Raw genomic sequence first — 3403 nt, 5'->3', positions numbered from 1 at the left:
GTCTGCCAAATGCGGAAACCGGTGCGGTAGGTGCTCTCGCTTAATTCCAAAATGCGTCGTAAAGCATCGAAATAGTAGCGGTCGAGAGTGTCTTCATCTAAAACTGCAGCGCGTTGAGCGATGAGCGCGTCAAAATCCACGTCTTTGTCCAGGTCCAGGTAGTATTGGTCATTTTGCGGGTTGTGGGAGATAAACTGGCCATTGACCACCCGGGAAATCTCCTGTAAGACGGTTTCCACGCTCGTCAACAGGAATATAGCGTCTGCTTCGGGGATGGGGAGGTACAGACATAGCCTGTCACGCAGTTCTTTCGGAGTCAGGCCAATGGGTACACGCAGGTCTTCCGTAGTCAGACGGTGTAATGCAAGGGCGTGGATAATGCGCAAAGCGGTAGATGCGTAAATGGGTTTCATGGCGTTTCGAATACGCTCTTCTAACACATCACTTCTTTGCTGCACTTCCCGGATTTCCGGCTGAGTGCGGTAGGATGGGTCTTCCTGTATCAATAGCCAAAAAGCATCGAAGGAAATCAACCCTGGATATTGTTCAGGTACTTCGTTATCGAGAATTTGTCGCATCTCCTGGCTGATGGCCTTAAGCGCCTGCCGTTTCTCAATGACGGTGACGCGCTCGAACATTTCCAGGTATGCCGGGTGGATGGGGAACAAAGCCACGAACTCATCCATGCGCTCGGCCATCAGTTCGTACAAGGGGGCAAATCTCTCCAGGTAGGCGCGAATGTGCTTGCGCTGCGTTTCTGTTTTGTTTAGCAGCCGGTTGGCGACTACAAATGCCACATCCTCTCGCACGATACGCACTTGCTGGTAACGGTCGCGCACCCGACGGATGGAGTCGGCAGCGAACTGGAACCGGGGGCTGTCGAACAACGATTCCTGAATTCCGGCTATAAAGCGCAAATCGGAGGTCGAACAGGTTTCTCCTATCTCCCGCAGGAAGGCCAAATCCAGAATTAACTCGCGTTCGTTGCGCCCCATCAAGTATTCTAGCAATTCGTCAATGACGACCAATAACCCCTGGTCGGGATACTTCTGCCGGAAAGCATCCATTGTCGCAGCCAGCAAATCCTTGGTATTGGGTGACTGGTCCATCGGAGGAAAATCTACCGGTACCCCCAAGTCATGCAGTCCGTCCTGCAGGTACCCCAACACGATATCGCGTAATGGCATAGTGGAACTGCCGAATTCTTGACGGATGACCTGAAACTTTCCGGCAATTTCTTTCAACCCGGTAGCAACAGCGGGATGTGTAACCTGCGGGACAAGGTCGGTATGCTCAGCAACGGCGGAGAGCAGGGACATGAGGTGGGATTTGCCGGTTCCGTAGTTGCCTACTACGAACAATCCACCGGTTTCCTCACCGCGGTCCAGACTCAAGGTTGGCAGAATGCGGTGCAAAATCACATCGGCCATGCGGTCCGAGATGATGTAGGTACGTACCAGGCGTTCGGCCACTTGACGGTCGTCTGCCTGGCGCACTTTGACCACACTTTCGACCGGTTCAAATTGAATCAGGTCAGAATACTTCATGGGTACCTCTACTTCGAATGGAAAATGCTTTTGATGTAAGCGTGAGAACGCTGATGTGCAATGACGATTAAATGCGTGCGAGCGCGTGAACAAGCCACGTAGAGTAGCGGCTCAAGCCACTGTGGGTCGTTATCTTCCAACCCTGTCAGGATGACCACCCGGCTTTCCAACCCCTTAAAACGGTGTACGCTGCTGACGCGAATATCCGTAGGCCGCCAATGATGGTTCTCGTGTTCCACCAGGACATAATTGCCCAATTTACGGTTTGGGGAAAAGGGCGTTTTTCCTGGTGAACGCGTAGTCAACAGTGTGATATGCTGGGCTTCAACTTTCTCAATATAGGTCAACCGGTGTAAGACTTTCCTTACTATGGTTTCTTGTTCGCGCGGTGTGGAGAAATAGAAGATTTCAGGAGGTCTCCCTGCTGGCCCACGGCAGATAAGAGCATTTGGGGTGTGATAGAGTCTCTTCACCATTTTGTGGATGGCATGTGTGTTACGGCAGTTTTCGTAGAGCAGAAATGGTTCGCTGCCAATCAGTTTTTGCAGAGTACCCTTGCGATGATAGATGTTCTGGTTGCTGTCATAGAAAACGTAAAAAATGCCTTTCTCGTGGTCACGCAACAAGAACAACAGTGTTTCCCACCAATCATCGCGAAAATCTTGTCCTTCGTCCACGATGATAGCATCGTACTGTGGCCCCAATTCGTCAATAGCATCCATCAACATCTCTGGCAAAACAATGTCGTAGTATTCTCTCTCGTTTTTGGATACTCTGAAGCCAATGCCGGCTTCCCTTGCCATGTGTTTGCACAAGCCGTGAAAATGCCAGACGTCTACGTTGCCTGAAATGCGTTGCTGCAGGTATTTAGCCAGGGGGACGTTGAAACACAGTAGAAGTGTCTCAAAACCTTGTTCCGCTAACTGGCGTGCTTTTTCCAGAGCAAGCATGGTTTTGCCTGAGCCTGCGCATCCCTCGATGAGCGCGCGTCGCTGGGCCTGGATGAAGTGCAGCAAATGCAATTGGTTTTCAGTTAGCGTGATGATGCGCTGTTCGTCGTATTCCAGTTCTACCCCCATAGGAGTGTGTAAGGTGAACGACTGCGCCAACATCTGTTCCATTGCTCGCAGGCGCTGAATTCCTAATGCACCCCGTCGCCCATCTTGACCATGAAACCACTCAAATGCGCGTTCGATTTTCTCTGGTATGTTGGGCAAATCAGTAACATCCACAATGAGTGTGTAAGGCAAGTCAGGCCGTAAATATCTGGCATCCACCACCACATCCGGGAAGGCAATAAGATAGGCAACGGTCAGAAAGCGATTATCCCAGGATGGCAGTTCTTTGAGTTTCGTTAGCAAGGCGCCTTTGCTATTGCGAGCCTGTTGGACGGGATCCTTGATAGGATGTTCAACCTCGTAACGGTCTATACTGAACCACTGCTGTGAAGTGGCGTCATAGCGTATTCTTCCTCCCTTGACTTCAATAATCAAAACACCCAAGTCGGGATGAGCAACAATGAAATCGGCTTCCCCATCTCTCGCGCCGTGTCTGTCATGCACCTGCCAACTGACGCTATAAAACACGGTGAAGGCGTCTCCCAGCGAGACTAGCGAATCAAAAATTTTTCTCTCTGCCGAGCGTTTCGGGTCGTCGGCTGCCCACTGAGGAAATCGTTCTGGATAGAATTTTGCCATGTTGTGACCCATGCAGTGTTTTATATAACCCAATGCTCGTCAATTGTACCCCAGGAAGGTTCTTGTGACGATGTTAAATCCGTCGCACAATTCATCTTGTACGACGCCATCCCCCTGAAAGGCGTCGCACAAGTGTGTGTTTTCGGGGTGCTAACGGCG

General features: G+C 50.9%; 2 protein-coding genes. Both read right to left on the bottom strand.

Annotation, left to right across the window (positions count from 1 at the left end; genetic code table 11):
• The coding region (locus D6694_00930; protein ID RMH48088.1) for an ATP-binding protein at window positions 1-1547 on the bottom strand (1547 nt) is incomplete at its 3' end.
• Between the two features lie 8 nt (window positions 1548-1555).
• Window positions 1556-3256 carry a DUF2075 domain-containing protein gene (locus D6694_00925; GenBank protein ID RMH48087.1) on the bottom strand — a complete coding sequence of 567 codons (1701 nt, stop codon included), beginning with the start codon at window positions 3254-3256 and terminating at the stop codon, window positions 1556-1558.
• Window positions 3257-3403: the final 147 nt, after the last annotated feature.

Source organism: Gammaproteobacteria bacterium, assembly GCA_003696665.1.
Lineage (GTDB): Bacteria > Pseudomonadota > Gammaproteobacteria > Enterobacterales.
The sequence above is the reverse complement of the archived record's forward strand: the minus strand, read 5'-3'. Positions and strand labels throughout refer to the sequence as shown.